This is a genomic window from Halomonas mongoliensis (genome assembly GCF_052496345.1).
This window is the reverse complement of record NZ_CP199288.1, coordinates 237,650-252,991: the sequence shown is the minus strand read 5'-3', so window position 1 is coordinate 252,991 and position 15,342 is coordinate 237,650. Positions and strand designations below refer to the sequence as shown.

Annotated in this window: 14 protein-coding genes; 11 read left to right on the top strand and 3 right to left on the bottom strand. The window is 67.5% G+C overall.

From position 1 onward, the window contains the following. The first annotated feature begins 7 nt into the window (after positions 1–7). From leuB to ACRYRV_RS01180, 5 genes are all read left to right on the top strand, one after another. Positions 8–1,087, top strand: a complete 1,080-nt coding sequence (gene leuB, locus ACRYRV_RS01200) for a 3-isopropylmalate dehydrogenase (protein ID WP_444984215.1) — start codon at positions 8–10, stop codon at positions 1,085–1,087. A gap of 62 nt (positions 1,088–1,149) precedes the next feature. Further along, the gene (locus ACRYRV_RS01195) at positions 1,150–1,632 is read left to right on the top strand and encodes a lasso peptide biosynthesis B2 protein (RefSeq protein WP_444984216.1); all 483 of its coding nucleotides are present in this window, start codon (positions 1,150–1,152) and stop codon (positions 1,630–1,632) included. Further along, entirely contained in the window at positions 1,629–3,524 is a 1,896-nt protein-coding gene (locus ACRYRV_RS01190) for an asparagine synthetase B family protein (RefSeq protein WP_444984217.1), read from the top strand. The genes ACRYRV_RS01195 and ACRYRV_RS01190 overlap by 4 nt, the downstream gene beginning before the upstream one ends. Before the next feature lie 196 nt (positions 3,525–3,720). Then, positions 3,721–3,885, top strand: coding sequence for a hypothetical protein (locus ACRYRV_RS01185; RefSeq protein ID WP_444984218.1), 165 nt, complete (start codon positions 3,721–3,723; stop codon positions 3,883–3,885). Positions 3,886–4,030: 145 nt separating this feature from the next. Next, positions 4,031–4,315, top strand: coding sequence for a PqqD family peptide modification chaperone (locus tag ACRYRV_RS01180; protein ID WP_444984219.1), 285 nt, complete (start codon positions 4,031–4,033; stop codon positions 4,313–4,315). Between the two features lie 18 nt (positions 4,316–4,333). Here the strand turns inward: ACRYRV_RS01180 and ACRYRV_RS01175 are convergent, their stop codons facing one another. The 3 genes from ACRYRV_RS01175 to ACRYRV_RS01165 are packed head-to-tail and all read right to left on the bottom strand — an operon-like array spanning position 4,334 to position 8,383. Then, complete coding sequence (locus ACRYRV_RS01175) at positions 4,334–6,166, bottom strand: ABC transporter ATP-binding protein (protein WP_444984220.1); 1,833 nt, start codon at positions 6,164–6,166, stop codon at positions 4,334–4,336. Continuing rightward, a complete protein-coding gene (locus ACRYRV_RS01170) occupies positions 6,163–7,356 on the bottom strand; it encodes a nucleotidyltransferase domain-containing protein (protein ID WP_309635864.1) in 1,194 nt (397 codons plus the stop codon). Before ACRYRV_RS01170 ends, ACRYRV_RS01175 begins: the two co-directional genes overlap by 4 nt. Continuing rightward, a complete protein-coding gene (locus ACRYRV_RS01165) occupies positions 7,331–8,383 on the bottom strand; it encodes a hypothetical protein (RefSeq protein ID WP_444984221.1) in 1,053 nt (350 codons plus the stop codon). Before ACRYRV_RS01165 ends, ACRYRV_RS01170 begins: the two co-directional genes overlap by 26 nt. Positions 8,384–8,561: 178 nt before the next feature. Between ACRYRV_RS01165 and asd the strand changes: the two genes are divergently transcribed. The 6 genes from asd (at position 8,562) to trpB (ending at position 15,342) form a co-directional block, all read left to right on the top strand. Continuing rightward, positions 8,562–9,674 carry an aspartate-semialdehyde dehydrogenase gene (gene asd / locus ACRYRV_RS01160; protein WP_309635866.1) on the top strand — a complete coding sequence of 371 codons (1,113 nt, stop codon included), beginning with the start codon at positions 8,562–8,564 and terminating at the stop codon, positions 9,672–9,674. Positions 9,675–9,927: 253 nt separating this feature from the next. Then, positions 9,928–11,076, top strand: coding sequence for a type IV pilus assembly protein FimV (locus ACRYRV_RS01155; protein WP_444984222.1), 1,149 nt, complete (start codon positions 9,928–9,930; stop codon positions 11,074–11,076). Between the two features lie 17 nt (positions 11,077–11,093). Further along, positions 11,094–12,497: a tetratricopeptide repeat protein gene (locus ACRYRV_RS01150; protein ID WP_444984223.1), complete on the top strand. Its 1,404-nt coding sequence runs from the start codon at positions 11,094–11,096 to the stop codon at positions 12,495–12,497. A 7-nt stretch (positions 12,498–12,504) separates the two neighbouring features. Continuing rightward, positions 12,505–13,425, top strand: coding sequence for a tRNA pseudouridine(38-40) synthase TruA (truA, locus tag ACRYRV_RS01145; RefSeq protein ID WP_444984224.1), 921 nt, complete (start codon positions 12,505–12,507; stop codon positions 13,423–13,425). Continuing rightward, complete coding sequence (locus tag ACRYRV_RS01140; RefSeq protein WP_444984225.1) at positions 13,425–14,060, top strand: phosphoribosylanthranilate isomerase; 636 nt, start codon at positions 13,425–13,427, stop codon at positions 14,058–14,060. Before truA ends, ACRYRV_RS01140 begins: the two co-directional genes overlap by 1 nt. Positions 14,061–14,127: 67 nt before the next feature. Continuing rightward, positions 14,128–15,342, top strand: coding sequence for a tryptophan synthase subunit beta (gene trpB, locus ACRYRV_RS01135; protein WP_253451258.1), 1,215 nt, complete (start codon positions 14,128–14,130; stop codon positions 15,340–15,342).

The following is a 15,342-nucleotide window of genomic DNA, read 5'->3' as shown; positions in this document are numbered from 1 at the left end:
AGACGCAATGACTCAGAAGATTCTGGTACTGCCGGGTGACGGCATCGGCCCCGAGATCACCGCCCAGGCGAGCCGCATCCTGGCCGCCTGCCAGGCCCGCGGCCTGGATGTGGAAGTGGAAGAGGGGCTGGTCGGCGGCTCCGCCTACGATGTGCACGGCGAGCCGCTGCCCGCCGAGACGCTCGAGAAGGCCAAGGCCGCCCGCGCCATCCTGCTCGGCGCCGTGGGCGGCCCCAAGTGGGACACGCTCGAGGATCTCGGCAAGCGCCCGGAGAAGGGGCTGCTCGGCCTGCGCAAGAACCTGGGGCTCTTCGGCAACCTGCGCCCGGCTATCACCTACCCGCAGCTCGCCGATGCCTCCAGCCTCAAGCCCGAGCTGGTGGCCGGCCTCGACATCATGATCGTGCGCGAGCTCACCGGCGGCATCTACTTCGGCCAGCCCCGGGGCATCGAGGAGCGCGACGGCCAGCGCGTCGGCTTCAACACCTATGTCTACTCCGAGAGCGAGATCGAGCGCATCGGCCGGGTCGCCTTCGAGATGGCAAGCAAGCGTGGCAAGAAGCTCTGCTCCGTGGACAAGGCCAACGTGCTCGAGGTCACCATCCTGTGGCGCGAGGTGATGGAGCGGCTGGCGCCGGAGTACCCGGACGTCGAGCTCTCCCACATGTACGTCGACAACGCCGCCATGCAGCTGGTGCGCGCGCCCAAGCAGTTCGACGTCATGGTCACCGGCAACATGTTCGGCGACATTCTGTCGGATGCCGCCGCCATGCTCACCGGCTCCATCGGCATGCTGCCGTCGGCGTCGCTCAACGAGAGCGGCCAGGGCATGTACGAGCCCTGCCACGGCAGCGCCCCGGACATCGCCGGCCAGGGCATCGCCAACCCGCTCGCCACCATCCTCTCGGTGGCCATGATGCTGCGCTACTCCCTGGACGAGCCCGCACTCGCCAAGCGCATCGAGGACGCCGTTGGCAAGGTGCTGGACGACGGCCTGAGAACCGCCGATATTGCCTCCGAGGGTACCCGCACCGTCTCCACCGCAGAGATGGGCGACGCCGTGCTGGCGGCCTTCGAGTCGCTCTAGCCAGAGGTGCCGGCGTGGGCCATGCTGTGGTCTGAGGATCCCTCGGAGACAGCGGGTGCACCATGCAGACCCTCCGGCGCTTCACTTCGTTACCCTGGGCCAGGAAGCGGCTGTATCTGGAAGCCGCTTCCTGGCTGCTCCTCTCCTGGGGGCTGGTCAGGGCGGTCCCTTTCCGCGTCTGGTCACCCTGGCTGGGCGAGCAGCGACCGGCCGCCCCGGAGCCTGTGGCGGAGGGCGGTGATGACCCTCGCGTCGTGCCCATCTGTCAATGCCTCCGGTCCATCAACGCTCGCGTGGGGGGGCGCCTCACCTGCCTGATGCTCGCCATGGCCGCCCACTGGATGCTGCGTCGTCGGCATATTGGCAGCTGCCTGATGCTGGGCACGCTGGCCGAGAGGGCGCCCGACCAGAGCCTGAAGCTCAAGGCACACGCCTGGGTTTGCCACGGGCCGGATGTGGTGCTGGGCGGCGAGACGGGTGAGGCGTATTCACCGATTTCATGTTTTGTCCACTTGCCGTCCCGGGCGAGAGGTGAGTCACGGTGAGTGCGATTCTAGGCTGTGTGCACTTCGACGGTGCTCCTGTCGACCCGCAGGCATTCCAGTCAGCGCTCTCGGCGCTGGATCACTATGGCCGCCATGGGCGCTCCTCGAGGCTGTTCGAGGGCGGTGCCTTTGGTCACCAGCGGCTGGACGTCACGGCTGCCGCGGCTTTTGAGAGCCAGCCGATCGACGCGGATGGGCTCGTTCTTGTCGCCGATGCGATCCTCGACAATCGCGAGACACTATGCGACCAGCTGGGGGTCGAGCGCCCCTGTCGAACCACCCTTCCGGATAGCCAGCTGATTCTGCTTGCCTACCGTCGCTGGGGCCGCGACTGTGTCCGGCGGCTGGTCGGTGACTTCGCCTTTGCGCTCTGGGATGCCCGCGATCGCTCCCTGCTGTGTGCTCGGGACCACGTCGGCGCGCGCCCGCTCTACGTGCTGAGACAGGGGCAGCGATTCTTCTTCGCCTCCGATCAGCGGGCCTTTCGGGCCTGGCCAGGACTCTCGCTCGGGATCGACGAGTCAAGCGTGGCTGCCTTCCTGCTCTCGCCGGGGGACTGTCATGATATCAGTTTCTTTCGTGACGCCTGTCCGCTGACGCCGGGCCGTGTCCTGCGCGTCGACCGGCAGGGGGAGACCCTGGACACCCACTGGTCGCCCGAGGAGGCCGCCAGCGTTCGCTATCCTCGGCGCGCCGACTACGTCGACCACTTTCGTGAGCTGCTGATACGTGCGGTTGGCGATCGACTGGGTGTGGCAGGCGAGGTGGGGGCGCACCTCAGCGGTGGGCTCGACTCGAGCGGCGTGACGGTCCTGGCCAGCCAGCTCCTCCGGGGGCAGGGCCGCCGTCTCGACAGTGGTTACAGCTGGTCGCCGCCGGTCTCTTCCCGCTACCCCCTGCCTGGCGCTGGACGACGCGACGAGCGCGAGGTCATCGAGCGTATATGCCGGCAGGAGGGGCTGGAGTGCCACTACGGTGCTACCAAGGGGGCAGACTTTCTGGCATATCTTGAGCGAGATATTGCCCTGGACGGTACCGTCGATGTCTTCGAGGAACTGGGGGCGATGCGCGTGGCCGAGGAGCGCGGCGTGCGGGTGATGCTGTCGGGCTGGGGGGGCGATGAGTCGGCCACCTTCGGTATTCGGGGCTATCCGGGCTACCTGCTGACCCGGGGCCGCTGGATAAGACTGCTGTCCCTTGCCCGAGAGGCTGCGGGGGGGCTCAGGCGCCCACGCAACATGGCACGCTTCGTCTGGGAGCAGAGTGTCCTGCCCTGCCTTCCCGACACTCTCTTTGCACGCTTTTCACCCTACCGCCATGCGGGGCAGGTGGCCGCGCTGCTGCGGCCGGAGTGGCGCAAGCACTTTCCTGAGGCCGAATCCCGGCGCGGGCCCGCCTGGCGGCTCTATCCCGACAGCAGGCGCATGCAGTGTCTGCTCTTTCATCATGGTCATCTGGGCAGCCGCATGTCGACCTGGGCCCACTGGTCAGCCACTCATGGCCTGATCTATCGCTATCCTCTCACTGACCGCCGCTTGCTGGACTTCACCCTGGGCCTCCCCCCTGACCTGCTCTGGGAGCAGGGGCGGGCGCGGCAGCTTTATCGCGATGCCATCGGTCAGCGGCTGCCACCGGGCCTGGGCAAGAACGATAATGCCAATGAGAGGAAGCGTATGGCCATCCGGGAGGAGTGCTGGCGACTGCTGGCATCGGCATCCAGGCGTCAGGCGTTTCAGTTGCCCTGCGAGTGGCTGGATATGGCGGCGTTTCAGGCGCGCCTGAGGCAGCCGCCCGCTGCGGCCATGACGATCCGTGACCTGCCCGATTTCATGTCGCTGTGTTCGGCGGTTCAGGCATGGCATCTCTGGCGGCGCTATATGTCAGCTGGCTGATGACCATATTTCGCATGCTTTCTTACTATGACTTAAGCGCTAGTCGAAAGGCGTTGACCGGCAGATGTGGCGACACGATAGTTAACATGGCCTTGCGCTATGTTTCAATTACGTCGCGTTTGGCTGTCCGTGTGCTCGCTTGACCAGCGGTTTGGCCATCCGGGCGCGTCTTCAGGGTGAGGATGGAGTGATGGACATGAAACAGTCGACGGAAGTGACACAGGAAGGTGCTGGAAAGGGCGAGTGGGTGACGCCGGAGCTGTCACGGATGAGCGTCGAACAGACGCTTTCGGGTGGTCAGAATGTTCCGGCAGAGAGCATGTCGGGACGTTCGAATGTTCCCGGTGGCGGCGGCTCCTGATACCTGCTGGCTGGAATTCCTGACAGGGATGTCATCTTCTCATCGGCCCATGAGGCCGTGGGGTTTCGTGGCGCCTAGAGTCATCTTGGCATGAAGCATCGGCCGAATATCATATCGGTCGGGTACCATATGAGTGGGATATCATATGAAGAGTCAGCTGGATATCAATAGTTGCGTGAAGCGTTCTCCGTTACCCCTTTCCTCCCGGGTTGGAGATGACCTCGTTCTCTTCAGCCTCAGTCGGGGCATGTACTACGGCATGCCTGCGGTGGCAAAACGCATCTGGGATCTGATGGATGAAAAGGTCACTATCTCGGCGATCTGCGACCAACTGATGGAGAAGTTCTCGGTCGATCGTGATACCTGCGAGGCGGAAGTGCTAGGCTTTATCGGCCAGCTGGAGGCCGAAGAGCTGGTAGTCAGCCTCTGAAGTTCAAGCCGAAGGCGCTCACTGCCAGGCTTCGGCATCCTTGTAATGAAAGGCCTGCTTGCTGAATAGCGTGTAGTAGATCCCTTCCTTCTGGATCAGCTCCTGGTGCGTTCCGCTTTCCACAATTCGCCCTTGATCCATGACATAGATATAGTCGGCCATCCTGACGGTCGACAGCCGATGGCTGATCATCAGGGCGCCGCGATGGCTGATTCGTTCCCGGAAGTTCTCGAACATCTCGAACTCGGCCTCGGGGTCCAGGGAGCTGGTAGGCTCGTCGAGGATGATAAAGGATGACTTTCTCAGGAAGGCGCGCGCCAGCGCCAGCTTCTGCCACTGTCCGATGCTGATCTCATGCCCTTCATCAAACATTCGGGTGAGGGGGGTGTCGTATCCCTGCGCTAGCCTGCTGATGAAGCCGTCAGCACCGGCGTTGATGGCGGCGCCCATGATCGATAGCCGCTCACCGGGAGAGGCTATGTCCCCGAAGTGGATATTCTCCTTCACGCTGGCCGCGTACTGGGAATAGTCCTGGAAGATGACGCTGAACAGGCTGCGGTATTGCTCCGGGCTGTATTGCCGGATATCGATGCCATCCAGGGTGATGCGACCCTGGACGGGATCATAGAGCCTGCACAGCAGCTTGATCAGGGTCGTCTTCCCCGCTCCGTTGATGCCCACCAGTGCGACCACCTGGCCGGGGCGTATGCTCAGGTCGATATCGCTCAGGGTCTGCTCGGGTGATCCGGGGTACTGGAAGCCGACCTTTTCGAAGCGTATTCCGTCGCGGATAGCCTCAGGTAGCGCTACCGGATGGGCTGGCTCAGCTATCTCGGGGGCGATATCCAGGAACTCGAACAGCAGGCCCATATAGAGATGGTCCTCGTAGAGCTTGGAAAGCTGCTGGACCAGCTCCTGCCCCATGGTCTGGGCGCGCTGGAAGATCAGCATGAACAGCACCAGGTCACCGACGCTGCTGCGCCCTTCCGTCGTCTGCCAGGCGAGATAGGCCAGGCTGGAAAAAAAAGCGATGGCCGCAGCGCTGCCAACGGCCACCTCGAGGCGGGTACGGCGCTGGGTGATGCTTAGGCGCTCCCGGCGAATTTGGCCGCGCAGCCCGGCATACTGCGCTCGCAGGTGATCGCCTAGCTGGTAGATGCGCAGCTCCTTGGCGTGCAGGTTGGAGGTCATCAGCCAGTCGAGGTAGCTGGCCTTGCGCTCCATCTGGGTCCTGCGGCGCTGCCAGTCGTACAGGTGCCGCGTGAAGTGGAGGCGGACCAGCAGTCCCGGCAGGATGGCCACCAGCAGAACGGGCAGCAGCAGCCAGTCGATCGAGGCGAGCAGGGCAACCACCGCTGCAAGCATGAGGCTGTTCCTCGACAGCATCATCAGATTGCCGACCACCTGGGCGGGGCGCTGGTTGCCGGACTCTCGGGCCCTCTCCAGGGTGTCGAAATAGCGTGGGCTCTCGTAGAAGGCCAGGTCGGCACTGACGGCGCGTTCATGGATCTTGCCGTCGATATGGTCGGCTACCAGCAGGGCCTGGGCCTCCTTGGCCAGGCTCGACAGGGCGCGCGTGACCATGAAGGCCAGGGCTGCCGCCCCGGTGAGGAGCACGTAACGCAGGACCTCTGTCATGCCCCCGGCCGCGGTGGCCTCATCCCCCAGCAGGGTCGTGACCAGATCGACCAGCTGCTTGAGCAGATAGAGAGCCGCCAGCCCGAAGCCGACTTCCAGCACCATCAGGAAGGTGGTGAGCAGGGCCCATTTGCGGCTGCTTGCCCAGAGCAGCGGCAGGATACGGCGAAGGGTGCCGATCGGTTCCAGCAGGCCCCTTGGGGAGAGAGTCATTGACCTGGCCACAGGGTTCGGCCGCGTCTGGTCAGGGCGCGGCAGGGGCGAATGGCGTAGTAGAGCCATTGCCACCCGGATGGCAGGGGCAGGAGCGCGTAATCGATATACTCCGGCTGGAAGCGGCCGACCCATCTCCGGACTCGACTTGCTCGCCGATAGGCCGCCGTTGTCTGCCAGGGAAACCCGAACTCCGGGGTTGGGCGCCGGCGGCGCAGTGCCAGCTCTGCCTCCTGTCCTCCCTGCAGCGTCGCCAAGCAGGCCTCGAGCATGTCGCGGCTGCGCCGGCTAAGGTGTGGCGAATGTTCGGGCTCGGGCGCCGCGAGTGCCTGGTAGAACGCCATGCAGGCGTTGACCGTTGATGCCAGGCCACGGCGCTCCGCACATGCATGGGCCGCGGCCGCGTCGAAGTCAGGATGGCGCTGTATGGCATCCAGGTCGACCAGCCAGTGGAGGTGTGACCAGAAATGGCGGGTGTGGTGCAGGCAGATGTAGACAAACAGCTCGCAGGTCGGCATGGCATACAGGAGGGCATTACCGGCTCGGTAGGCGACCCGCTTCTCCAGCAGTTCGTCAGTTTGGTAAATCCCGGCGCCCCGGTCGATATCATGATGAAACTCAATGCAGACCCCGCCGGGGGAGACCAGGGACACCACGCGTTGAGTGCGGACGGCAAAGGCGAGACTCTGCCTGTCGGGCGTTAGGGTCTCCGGGTCGAGGGCTCGATAGCCTCGCTGGAAGGCGAGTTCCAGCAGTTCGACACAGCGCTGAGGCGGCACCAGCAGGTCGATATCCCGAGAGGAGCGCATGGCCGGTTCATCATAGTAGCGAGCCGCCAGCGCCGGCCCCTTGAAGAAGAGGTAGGGGATGTCCAGCGGCTCGAGCAGCTCTGCCACCAGGCGCTGTTGTTCAGCGGTGATAAGAAGATTGCGCTGAATGAGGCCCAGGGCTCGCTGGCGAAGCTGTTCTGCATCGTCCGGTGAAAGCGTCGGGGGGGCCAGTTCGTGCAAGTGACGGTATACCAGCGGCAGCAGGAACTGACGCTCCGCCAGGTTTGCCAAGTCATTCCAGGCGGGTATGTCCCGGCAGAGGTCCAGGGCGGCCCTGCGCTGAGCCTCGGACAGCGTCAGTCTGGCAAGCAGTATCAGCAGTCGCAGCCCGGCATCAGGTCGGTCGAAATGAGCTGGCATGCCCTGTTTCCTCACGGATCTGTTGAATCAGCGGGGTCAGGCTATCCTCGGCCTTTTCCAGAGACCAGGGTCGCCGGTAGCGGTAGATCTGGATCTGGCGTGTCAGCTCGGCGCAATAGTGCATCAGCCTGGCAGGACCATTGAAGCGCCGTCCCCACTCGGGCAGGTAGAGCGCCGACATCACTACCCTGAAGGCCTCGATCCCCTCGACCCGCTCGAGGGTGGCCTTTTCATCTCGAGGGGCGCGCTCCAGCAGCACCAGAGCGCCAAGCGGCTCGGTGAGATCGGTGAAACCGTGGTGCCGGTTAAGGTGGAACTTGTCCCGGCGTGTCAGGTCCCGGACCAGCCCCTGGCGGTCGATGCTCAGACGCTCCAGGGCGTCTTTCCACAGCTTGAGTCTGGGAGGCCCGGGGTAGAGAGTCGGCAGGGCCTCTTCGGGCTTGATCACCCCGACATCATCGCTGACCAGCTTCCAGCCGCAGCGATAATGCAGCCAGGCGGCAAGGGTGGATTTGCCGGCCCCGGAGTCGCCCGTGAAGCCCCAGATGCCCGCAGGGGTCTGGACCGCGCTGATGTGGAGAGGCAGCCAGTGTCGCTGGTGGAGCAGTGCCCCCAGGGCGCTGCCCAGCAGGTAGACGCGCAGATCTCCCTCGGCAACCGTTGCGCCTCGATCGGGAGTCAGCCGGCGCTCGATGCGGATTCGCCGACCCTGTTCGACGCGAAATCGGGCGATGCTGTCAAGCAGGAACTGGCAGCCGCTGTGACTGCACTGAAGCCAAGGCGTGCCGGCCTCGGCCTCTTCAAGCCGGTCTGGCAGTTCGCCCAGCTCGATCCGAACGTCGGGGTGTCCGCTGGAGGCGAGGGAGGCGAGGGGGGCGAGCTCAGGCAGCTCGAGCTGAGAGGCGATCGTCAGTCCATAGGTGGAGTAGAGTCGGTCGGGGGCAGCGGCAGGGGAGCGGCGGCGCCTTTCCGTCGGCTGGAAGTGTGCTGGGCTAGGCCCTGCGGGTAGGGGTCTGATGCCTGGCATGATCGTTCATGGCCTCAGCTGTGCCGTTATGTAAGTACAATGTAAACGGTATCCCTGCGGTGCGAAGCATGAAAACAGTCAGCCCTGGCATGGCGAGATGGCTAGTCCCGGGGCCGGCTGCCCGAGCGATGAGGCTCGTGTATAATGCCCCCCACATTCGATTTCTGGAGGACTTCACATGTTGAAAGTCGGTTTCGTCGGTTGGCGCGGCATGGTCGGTTCCGTGCTCATGCAGCGCATGGTGGAAGATGGAGACTTCAAGGGCATCGAGCCGGTCTTCTTCACCACCTCCCAGGTCGGTCAGGCCGGCCCCGATGTCGGCGTGGACGTGCCTCCGCTGAAGGATGCCACCGCCATCGATGAGCTCAAGGTGCTGGACGTCATCATCACCTGCCAGGGCGGCGACTACACCAAGCAGGTCTATGGCGACCTGCGCGCCAGCGGCTGGAAGGGCTACTGGATCGACGCCGCCAGCACCCTGCGCATGGAGGATGAGGCCACCATCATCCTCGATCCCGTCAACCGTCATGTCATCGACGCCCAGCTGGCCCGCGGCGCCAAGACCTTCGTCGGCGGCAACTGCACCGTCAGCCTGATGCTGATGGGCCTCGGTGGCCTCTTCGAGGCCGACCTGGTGGAGTGGATGACCTCCATGACCTACCAGGCCGCCTCCGGCTCCGGTGCCAAGCATATGCGCGAGCTGCTGAGCCAGATGGGCGCCCTGCGCGACAGCGTGGCCGACGAGCTCGCCGACCCGGCCAGCGCCATCCTCGACATCGACCGCAAGGTCACCGCCGCGATGCGCTCGGGCGACTTCCCCACCGAGAACTTCACCGCGCCCCTGGCCGGCAGCCTGCTGCCCTGGATCGACACCAAGCTCGACAACGGCCAGAGCCGCGAGGAGTGGAAGGGCAGCGTCGAGACCAACAAGATCCTCGGCCTCGACAACAACCCCATTCCCATCGACGGCCTCTGCGTGCGCATCGGCGCCATGCGCTCCCACAGCCAGGCCTTCACCATCAAGCTCAAGAAGGACGTGCCCCTGGACGAGATCGAGGATCGTCTGGCCAAGCACAATGAGTGGGTCAAGGTGGTGCCCAACGACAAGGAAGCGACCATTCGCGACCTGACCCCGGCCGCCGCCACCGGCACCCTCACCGTGCCGGTGGGCCGCCTGCGCAAGCTGGCCATGGGCGGCGAGTACCTCTCCGCCTTCAGCGTCGGCGACCAGCTGCTGTGGGGGGCCGCCGAGCCGCTCAAGCGCATGCTCAAGATCCTGCGCGAGCAGTAAGGTCCGGGCCGCCAGGCTCGCGGCATGACGACGGGGCGACTCTCTTCGGAGGTCGCCCCGTCGTTTTTTCGTGAGCCAGGAAGTGGCTAGGGCAGTATCAATGGCTTACCGTTGATGTATCAGTCCTGATGCCAGCCAAACCGAGCGCAGCCGGCGCGGGTTGTGGTACATAGGTATCAGAAGAATGATACCCGTCCTGACTGGGCGGCGCGGCGCCAGCGCACGGCTCCGCCGACGGATGCAAGGGAACCCCATGAAACGCAAGCTGACACTCGCCATGCTGCTTTCGCTCTCCGCCGCCAGCCCGCTGGCCCTGGCCCTGGGCCTCGGAGAGGCGGACGTGCGCTCGACCCTCAATGCGCCCCTGCGCGCCACCATCCCGCTCACCGACTCCGCCGGGATCCAGGCCGGCCTGCTCAACGTCTCGGTGGCGGACGAGCGCGCCTTCGCGGCGGCGGGCCTGCCCCGAACGCCGCTGGCGGCAAGCGTCAGGCTGGCGGTGGATCAGCGGCAGGGACGCCTGGTGGTGGACCTCACCACCGAGCGCCCGGTGCGGGAGCCCTGGCTCGACCTGCTGCTGCGCTTCGACTGGCCGGGCGGCCAGCAGCTCCGGGAGGTCACCCTGCTGCTCGATCCCCCTGACTATGACCAGATGCCCGCGCTGGTCAGCGGCGGGCGCCGCGCGGCCCCCGCCTCGGCCCCGGCCCTGGCCGCGGCAGCAGAACCGAGCCGTGCCACGCCCTCCGCCGCTGCAGCGCCGCGGCCGTCTGCCTCTCCGGCCTCGTCCGGCGACCCGGCCTGGGTGCGCTCCGGGGATACCCTCTGGGCGGTAGCCGGGCGGCTGCGGCCGGACAGCGGCATCAGCATGAACCAGATGATGGTGGCTCTGGTGGAGGCCAACCCCGAGGCCTTCCCGTCGGGCAACATCAACGCCATGCGCGCCGGCTTTACCCTGGTGGTGCCGAGCCGGGAGGCCATTGCCGCGCGCGCCGGCGCCGACGCCGATCGCGTCGTTGCCGAGATGAACCGGGCCTGGGCCAACCGCGGGAGCGGTGCACCGGCCCGGGTGGCGCTGGGGAGCGCGCCGGCTCCGGCGGCCCCGCCGCCGGAGCCCGTGGTGGCCGCCCCGGTGGCCGAGGCGCTGCCCGAGGCACCGGCTGGCGAGACCGGTGAGGCGGCGCCCGCCGCCGCAGTGCCGGCCGTCGATGAGCCCGTCGCCGCTGCCCAGGGGCCGCGGCTGACGCTGCTGACCGATGCCCAGGTGGCCGCCGAGGGGGGGGCGGCGGCGAGGCGGGCGGCGAGGCGGGAGAGGGCGGCGTCGAGGGCGGCGCCGCGCTGGAGATCGATCCCGACCTGCTCGATGCCCTCCTGGGGGGCGCGCCCTCCGGTGACGGGGAGCTGAGCAGCGACGCGCGCCTGGTGCGCCTCGAGGCCCGCTGGCTGGAGAGTCAGCAGACCCTGGAGGCGGTGCAGGAGGAGCGCGACGAGCTTCAGGGCGAGCTGGGCGAGATGCGCCAGCAGCTGGAGGCGCTGCAGGAGCAGCTGGCGGCCCTGGCCGCCGGCGGGGCGGGCGCGGACGGTCCCGGTGCCGGTGGCATCGCCACGCCCGGCAGCGAGGCCGAGGAAACTCCCTGGTGGGGGGCCGTCTACCAGGGCGAGGTGGATCGCAACCTGATGCTGGGCGGCGCCGGTCTGGCCGCGCTGCTGGCGCTCTGGCTGGTGGTCCGCCGACGCCGTCGCGAGGAGGAGGGCGGCGGCGCCACGGCGGGCGCCGTGCAGGTCGGGGTGCCCGGTGCCCAGCCGCCGGTGCCGCCACAGGCATCGCCCGCCCCCGGTGCCGCGCCGGCGCACTCCATTCAGGGATCGCTGCCCCAGGCCGAAGCGATCAGCGAGGCCGATATCTTTATCGCCTACGGCCGCTACGACCAGGCCCGGGAGCTGCTCGATACCAGCCTCACCCGGGAGCCCGAGCGCGACGACCTGCGGCTCAAGCTGCTGACCGTTCATCTCGAGCAGGGCAACCGGGAAGAGGCCGAGCAGGAGGCGCGGCGCCTCCACGAAGGGGGGAGCCCGGCGGTTCGCGAGGAGGTCGAGCGCCTGCTCGAGCGCCACGGGGTGCCCCTGCCCACGCCTGCAGCGGACTCCTCGGCAGAGCAGGGTGCTACGCCCCTCTCCCAGGGGGAGAAGGCGCGCTTCGGGCATCCCGCCGAGCGCCCGCCGCGGGTGTTCGGCGAAGGGGCGGATGATGCTCCCGGGCAGGAGGGTGCGCCCTCCGCCGCCGATGAACCCTCTGCCGCCGATGCGCCGCCCGCCGACGGGGGCGAGCGCTTCGCGGCCGCGCCCGGCGCCGGCCAGCCGACGGCCCCCGAGCCTGGCGCTAGCGAGCCGGACGCGCCCGAGCCGCACTCGACCGAGCCTGAGGCCTCGCCGCTGCCCGAGATCGCCACTCGCCGGCTCGACGATGGCCGCGAGATCATCGACTACCGCCCCCCCAGCCTGGATGATGACCCGGCCCCGCGGGAGGAGACGCCGATGCAGCCCAGCGTCGAGTTCACGCCCTCCCGCCTCGACGAGGCGCCCGAGGAAGAGCCCGAGGCGCTGCCCCAGGAGTGGGAGGTCGAGGAGGTTTCCTTCCCGCCGCTGGAAGCGGATAATGTCGGGTCTTCTTCGAGTGCCGCCACCGAGCGGCTGGCCGAGGCGCGGCGTCTGGTCGATGCCGGCGAGGCCGGGCGGGCGCGCAGCCTGCTCGGCGAGCTGGTGCTCAGCGACGACCCGGCCATTCACGACGCGGCCGCGGCGCTGCTGAACCGACTGGATACCTGACGATCGCATGACCCTCTTCCAACCCCTCGACGACCGTACCCCCATGACCGGACGCCTGGCCATGGGGGTCGAGTATGACGGCAGCGGCTACTGCGGCTGGCAGTACCTCAAGCATGCCCCCTCGGTGCAGGCCGCCCTGGAGGCGGCGCTGGCCAGGGTGGCCAGCGTCCCGATACGCATTCACGCCAGCGGTCGCACCGACTCCGGGGTGCACGCCACCCGCCAGGTGATCCACTTCGACGCCCCGGTCCCGCGCTCCCAGAAGGCCTGGGTGTTCGGCGTCAACGCCAACCTGCCCCGGGATATCGCCGTGCGCTGGGTGCGCGAGGTGCCCGACGAGTTCCACTCCCGCTTCAAGGCCCTGGCCCGGCGCTACCGCTACGTGCTGCTCAACCAGCCTAGCCGCCCGGTGCTGGAGCGGGCCAACGTCACCTGGTGCCGTGACCCCCTGGACGCGGATGCCATGCACCGCGCCGCCCAGGCGCTGGTGGGGGAGCACGACTTCTCCAGCTTCCGCGCCGCCGGCTGCCAGTCGAAGACCCCCTGGCGCCACCTGCACTTCATCGAGGTGCATCGCCACGGGCCCCTGGTAGTGGTGGATGTCCAGGGCAACGCCTTCCTGCACCACATGATCCGCAATATCGTCGGCGCCCTGGTCACCGTGGGGCGCGGCGAGGCCGGCGACGACTACCTGGCCGAGCTGATGGCGCTGAAGGACCGCACCCGGGCCGACGTCACCGCGCCGGCCTGCGGCCTGCACTTCGTGGACTCCCTCTACGACGAGCGCTGGGGCCTGCCCGCCGAGCCCCTGGGGCCCAACCTGCTCGCCTTCCTCGGCGAGTGGACCGGTGAGCGGGCGCTGCCCGACTGCCCCATGGTCGAGTTTCGCCGCGGCCGGCCGGTGGCGGCGCAGGGGGAGGCGTCGTGATGCAGCGTACTCGCGTGAAACTCTGCGGCCTCACCCGCCCCGAAGACGTCGATGCCGCCGTCGCCGCCGGGGCCGATGCGCTGGGCTTCGTGCTCTGGCCCGGCAGCAGGCGCGCCGTGGACGAGGCGCTTCTCGCCGAGCTTGCCGAGCGGGTGCCCGCCTTCGTCACTCGGGTGGGGCTCTTCGTGGACCAGGACCCGGCGCTGATCGAGCGCTGCGCCACGCATCTGGACCTCCTGCAGTTCCACGGTGAGGAGCCGCCGGCCCTCTGCGACGGCTTCCGGCGCCCCTGGATCAAGGCGCTGCGCATGCGCGACGACCTCGACCTGTCCGCCGCCGCCGAGGCCTATCGCGGTGCCCGGGCGCTGCTGCTCGACGCCTACCGCCCCGGGGTGCCGGGCGGTACCGGCGAGACCTTCGACTGGTCGCGAATCCCCGCAGGGCTGGCAAAACCTGTTATCCTCGCCGGAGGCCTTAACGCCGATAACGTGGCCGAGGCCATCGCCACCGTGGCGCCCTTCGCGGTGGACGTATCCGGCGGCGTGGAAGCCGCCCCCGGCATCAAGGATGCCGAGCGCATGGCGGCCTTCATGGCCGCGGCGGGCGAGGGCGATGCCCGGCGCCGTGCCGGCTGAGCGCCCCCTCGCTTCGGCCACCGATTTCAATCCCCAAGCCCTTCTGGCGACCTGTGAGGTGTCTTTCGTGAGCAAGTTCAGTGACCTGACCCGACTGCCGGATGCCCGCGGCCACTTTGGCCCCTACGGCGGACGGTTCGTCTCGGAGACCCTGAGCTTCGCCCTGGATGAGCTGGAGAAGACCTATCTGAGTCTTCGCGATGATCCGGATTTCCAGGCGGAATTCGACTATGACCTGGCCCACTACGTGGGTCGTCCTTCACCGCTCTACCATGCGGAGCGTTGGTCGAAGCAGCTTGGCGGTGCCCAGATCTGGCTCAAGCGCGAGGATCTCAACCACACCGGCGCCCACAAGGTGAACAACACCATCGGCCAGGCGCTGCTGGCCAAGAAGAGCGGCAAGCCCCGGGTGATCGCCGAGACCGGCGCCGGCCAGCACGGCGTGGCCAGCGCCACCGTGGCGGCCCGCCTGGGGCTCAAGTGCGACGTCTACATGGGCGCCGAGGACATCCAGCGCCAGAAGCTCAACGTCTACCGCATGCGCCTGCTGGGGGCCAACGTCATCTCGGTGGAGTCCGGCACCCGCACCCTCAAGGACGCCATGAACGAGGCGTTGCGCGACTGGGTCACCAATGTCGACGACACCTTCTATATCATCGGCACCGTGGCGGGCCCGCACCCCTATCCGATGCTGGTGCGCGACTTCAACGCCGTGGTGGGCCGCGAGGCGCGCCGCCAGTCCTTCGAGGAGTTCGGCCGGCTGCCCGACGCCCTGATCGCCTGCGTGGGCGGCGGCTCCAACGCCATGGGGCTCTTCTACCCCTTCGTGGAGGATGACGAGGTGGTGATGTACGGCGTCGAGGCCGGTGGCGACGGCGTCGAGACCGGCCGCCACGCCGCGCCGCTCTCCTCCGGGGCGCCGCGCGGCGTGCTCCACGGCAACCGCACCTACCTGATGTCCGACGAGGGTGGCCAGGTCGCCAACACCCACTCGGTCTCCGCGGGCCTGGACTACCCGGGGGTGGGCCCCGAACACGCCCTCTGGAAGGACGTGGGGCGGGTCAACTACGTGGCCGCCAACGACAAGGACGTGCTCGAGGCCTTCCGGGAGCTGACCCACGTGGAGGGCATCATGCCGGCCCTGGAGTCCGCCCACGCCCTGGCCTACGCCAAGGTGCTGGCGCCCACCATGCGCCCCGACCAGAACATCGTCGTCAACCTCTCGGGCCGCGGCGACAAGGACATCCTGACCGTCGCCAAGCTCGACGGCATCGAGATCTGA

Excerpts from the sequence above, each read along its gene's own strand:
- leuB (WP_444984215.1), top strand. The coding sequence starts at position 8 with ATGACTCAGAAGATTCTGGTACTGCCGGGTGACGGCATCGGCCCCGAG.
- ACRYRV_RS01195 (WP_444984216.1), top strand. The coding sequence starts at position 1,150 with ATGCAGACCCTCCGGCGCTTCACTTCGTTACCCTGGGCCAGGAAGCGG.
- ACRYRV_RS01185 (WP_444984218.1), top strand. The coding sequence starts at position 3,721 with ATGAAACAGTCGACGGAAGTGACACAGGAAGGTGCTGGAAAGGGCGAG.
- ACRYRV_RS01180 (WP_444984219.1), top strand. The coding sequence starts at position 4,031 with ATGAAGAGTCAGCTGGATATCAATAGTTGCGTGAAGCGTTCTCCGTTA.
- ACRYRV_RS01175 (WP_444984220.1), bottom strand. The coding sequence starts at position 6,166 with ATGACTCTCTCCCCAAGGGGCCTGCTGGAACCGATCGGCACCCTTCGC.
- ACRYRV_RS01170 (WP_309635864.1), bottom strand. The coding sequence starts at position 7,356 with ATGCCAGCTCATTTCGACCGACCTGATGCCGGGCTGCGACTGCTGATA.
- ACRYRV_RS01165 (WP_444984221.1), bottom strand. The coding sequence starts at position 8,383 with ATGCCAGGCATCAGACCCCTACCCGCAGGGCCTAGCCCAGCACACTTC.
- asd (WP_309635866.1), top strand. The coding sequence starts at position 8,562 with ATGTTGAAAGTCGGTTTCGTCGGTTGGCGCGGCATGGTCGGTTCCGTG.
- ACRYRV_RS01155 (WP_444984222.1), top strand. The coding sequence starts at position 9,928 with ATGAAACGCAAGCTGACACTCGCCATGCTGCTTTCGCTCTCCGCCGCC.
- truA (WP_444984224.1), top strand. The coding sequence starts at position 12,505 with ATGACCCTCTTCCAACCCCTCGACGACCGTACCCCCATGACCGGACGC.
- ACRYRV_RS01140 (WP_444984225.1), top strand. The coding sequence starts at position 13,425 with ATGCAGCGTACTCGCGTGAAACTCTGCGGCCTCACCCGCCCCGAAGAC.